The organism is Arthrobacter sp. Y3223164, from assembly GCF_059091005.1.
Window position 1 is genome coordinate 1 of record NZ_JBNHGF010000345.1, and the last position, 2,934, is coordinate 2,934.

Genomic DNA, 2,934 nt, shown 5'->3' on the forward strand with positions numbered 1-2,934 from the left:
ACGGCGCAGCAGGTCCAGCGCCGGTTCGGCCGGGAAGCCGGGAAGTGTGCCGGCAACCGCAGCGGCGAGGTCTGCGAGGGCCTGCCGGATGGAGGTGGTGGGCAGCGGCTTGTCGGGTGTGAGCGCCACCGGCGGCTCGTTGTACTCGTCGGCACCGCGGGGCAGCCGCTCCTTTACCAGGAGCGTGTCCTTCTCGCCGTCGGCCCCCAGTTCCAGCACTTCGGCGCCGAACCAGTACGCGCGGTGATTGACGCCGTCGTTCTGGTCGCAGAGGAACGCCGGGAAGGGCTGGTCGTAGAGCCGGCAGAGCAGGCTGCCTTCCTTGATGGTGGATCCGGGCGCCAGTCTGCCGGTGAGCCGCAGCACGCGGACCGGGTTGCTGCGCGACGTGGGCTTCTCCCACCCGGAAACCACGCGCGCGGAATCCACGGTGAAGACGTCGCGGGTATCCGCCCAGTCCTCCAGCGGGGCGTCGAGCCGGTCGAAATGGGCCCACCAGTACTGCTTCGCTTCCCGCCGGTGGTAGCCGACCGCGGCCGCGACCATGGCGACGGCCTGTTCATCGGCGGACAGCGTTTCGTTTCGCCGGGCGGCCCTGTCGGCGGCAGCCTCGACGTAGTCGTGCAGCCGCCGCTCCTCCGGCGGCAGCGGTTCGTCGTCGGTGGCCAACGTCCCACTCGCGGCAGAGGCAGCGGCCGCCGCGGTGGTCGTGCGTCCCGGCACGACTCCGCGTTCGGCCGCCAACCGCAGGAGCCAATTGCGCAGTTCCAGCGTGGAGAGGCAGTCGTACTCGTTGTAGTCGGCAATGCTTTTCAGGACCGTCTCTGCCTCGGCGTCGTTGCCGGCGTCCCTGGCCGCACAGTAGCGGGCGTATGCGACCACGGAAGCTCCGGCGTCCTTGACGTCGCCGGACCGCAGGTTATCTCCCATGTACAAGGGCTCGAGCTTCTTGATGCTGTAGGAGTTTTCCGAGATCCGCAGGCTGTGCCGGACCGTGTCGTAGAGGTCCACCAGGATACCCTCGCGCAGCAAACCGTCCACGGTTTCCTCACCCACCAGATGCTGCAGCGACAGCCGGCGTAATGCGGCCTTCTCGTAGTTGGCGTAGTGGTAAATGTGCATCCCCGGATACCGGCGCCGCCGATCGGAGACATATTCCAGGAAATCCGCCAGCGCCTGCCGTTCGCCGGCGCGGCTGTGCGCCCAGAAGGGCTTAAACGGCGGGGCCGTGCCGGCAGCCGGCGCATTTTCCACCACGCCGAAAAGGTACTCCAGCCCCCACTCGCCGTCCTCGTCCTGCCACAGCGGGTCGCCCTCGAAGTCGAAGTAGATGTCGCCGGGGTTGGGCGCAGGCAGGCGGGACAGTGTGTGCTGCTCCAGCACACGGTACGAAACCTCGTGTTCCGTGCCGTCCTTGCGGTAGGTCACCCGGCCGTCCGGCGTGGCGGAGCCGGTCTGCATTCGTGCCTGGTCGCGGAGCCGGGCCAGCGCGCCGTCTCTCGGTTCACCGGGTGGAAGTTCCAGGGCGGCCAATTGGTCGATGGTGAAGATCCCGGCCGCTCGCAGCTTGCGCCGGCGCAGCGTGCTCATGTTCGCGACCAGCAGCAGGTCCCGGTGCAGCTCAACCTGTTCGGAGCAGTAGTTGCAGCGTCCGCACGCGGTGACCCTTTCGTTCCCCCAACGGACCTGGTCTGGCTGTTCGCGGTGTGCGGTAACGAGGTTGAGGAACCTGGTGCGGCGTTCGCGAAAAACCGGCAGCAGGTCGGTGAGGCTGTGGTTGCTGTGCCGCCGGTCGCCCAGCACCAGCGTCACGGTGGGAGCCACGGCGATGCCGGCTTGGAGGAGCTGGTCCCCGTACGCGGCCAGCTGCAGCAGCGCGGTGACCTTGGCGTGTCGGGCCAGCTTGGTGTCATAGACCGCGTAGGCGGCAGCTCCGCCGTCGTTGTGGGTTTTGACCAGGAAATCGGACCGTCCATGGAACCGGCCGTCGAAGAAGGACGCCTGGAACACCACGTCTGAGCCGGAGCGCAGCGCGGCGATCGACTCGTCGTGCTTGGCCTGCAAATCCTGCCGCGTGTAGCTGCGGGTCTCGGCAATCTCCGCCACGCCGGCGCCGAAGGTGTCGCGGAAGCGCTGCAAGACCCGGTGCTCGTGCAGATCGCCCAACTCCGCCGTGCGCTCGAGCATCTCGTCGCGGCCAAAATCCGCCACGGGGGAGCGCCCCAGCTTCTCGTCCAGCTTGCGCAGCAGCTGGTACTCGCACTGGGCGGCGACGACGAGGTCGCTGGCTGTGTAGACCAGGTCGCGGTCAGCCCCGTCGACTTCGGAGTCGAGCAGAAACACGGTGCCTCCTTTAAACAGGTGCGCAGGTGCCAACCCGGCGGGCGGCGGGTCCCCCCAACGATATCCCGCCACCAGCCGGTGCCTGCCGGCAGTTACAGGTCTACCGTCCGGCACCGACATTTTCGCGAATGGGGCATGGGCGCCCGGCCCGGGATTCCTGTTACGCGATGTGACCGCGGTCTCCGGCGGTCTGGCGGCCGCTCTGGCTATACTGCCAACAGCTTCAAGAACTGTGGCCGCCAAGCTCCGACTTGGCCACATACCAACCCCACGCTCGTTGGGTGGTTCGGATGACGAAGCGGCCCGCATCAGCCTCGGCTACCGATGCGGGCAAGAGCACGCGAAAGGACGCGGCGCCCGGCGCCGGCTGCCATGGACATCCCTCACTCCCCGCAACTGCAGGTCTTGAGCCTGGCCGACTATGAACAGGTTTCCGCAGCGCGCGAGGCCTTCGTAGACTTCCTGCTGGATGCCGCCCGGCAGCCCCGCGGGCAGCAGCGCGACATCGCCGCGGCGCAATGACCACGCGGACCGTGCCGACAGCAAAGGCCCACGCAGCCGCGCAGACCGGACCCGGACCGAAGGCCCACG

The 2,934-nt window shown here is 67.9% G+C and carries 2 protein-coding genes and 1 riboswitch; of the genes, one reads left to right on the forward strand and one right to left on the reverse strand.

What is annotated here, in order from left to right; translation table 11 throughout:
• A partial coding sequence (locus AC5RUJ_RS13760; RefSeq protein WP_494156017.1) for a TM0106 family RecB-like putative nuclease occupies positions 1-2,343 on the reverse strand: 2,343 nt, incomplete at its 3' end.
• Between the two features lie 221 nt (positions 2,344-2,564).
• Positions 2,565-2,686: riboswitch (SAM riboswitch) on the forward strand.
• A 29-nt stretch (positions 2,687-2,715) separates the two neighbouring features.
• Between AC5RUJ_RS13760 and AC5RUJ_RS13765 the strand changes: the two genes are divergently transcribed.
• Positions 2,716-2,865: a hypothetical protein gene (locus tag AC5RUJ_RS13765; RefSeq protein ID WP_494001719.1), complete on the forward strand. Its 150-nt coding sequence runs from the start codon at positions 2,716-2,718 to the stop codon at positions 2,863-2,865.
• Positions 2,866-2,934: the final 69 nt, after the last annotated feature.

Excerpts from the sequence above, each read along its gene's own strand:
- AC5RUJ_RS13765 (WP_494001719.1), top strand. The coding sequence starts at position 2,716 with ATGGACATCCCTCACTCCCCGCAACTGCAGGTCTTGAGCCTGGCCGAC.